Here is a 498-nt window from a genome sequence, read left to right as displayed (position 1 = left end):
ATAAAGAAGACAGGGCGACTGCTCTATTGTTTGGTGATGCCGGAACTGCGACTGCACTGGAGTACAACGAGCAAGCTCAGCCCGCGTATTACGTGATTGGTACGGATGGTGGCGGCGCACGTCATCTGATGGTACCACGCAGCCCGGTGCGTGCAGAGCAACAAGAGGATGTACGTCTTAGTCAGCTGAATCCCGACTATTTGTATATGGATGGCGCGCAAGTATTTAACTTCACCATCAGCAGCGTACCGGCATTAGTCAGACAGTTGCTGAGTTTTTCAGGGCAAACGTTGGAAAGTACTGAGCATTTCCTGTTTCATCAGGCAAATGCCTTCATGCTGAGGCACATCGCAAAAAAACTCAAAATTCCTGCAGACCAGTTTTCCTTGAATTTACAGCGCTTCGGTAACACTTCCAGCGCTTCTATTCCCTTACTATTGACCGATATCAGTCGCCAAACCGCCTTACGTGAACGCGTTGTGATGGCTGGTTTTGGCG

General features: G+C 49.6%; 1 protein-coding gene. It reads left to right on the top strand.

Going from position 1 to position 498, the window contains the following annotated elements:
• On the top strand, positions 1-498 hold a 498-nt coding region (locus tag KDM89_RS19575; RefSeq protein WP_329604704.1), incomplete at both ends, for a 3-oxoacyl-[acyl-carrier-protein] synthase III C-terminal domain-containing protein.

The organism is Cognatundibacterium luofuense (assembly GCF_018139685.1).
GTDB lineage: Bacteria > Pseudomonadota > Gammaproteobacteria > Burkholderiales > Burkholderiaceae_D > Undibacterium > Undibacterium luofuense.
This window is presented reverse-complemented; position numbering and strand designations above follow the sequence as displayed.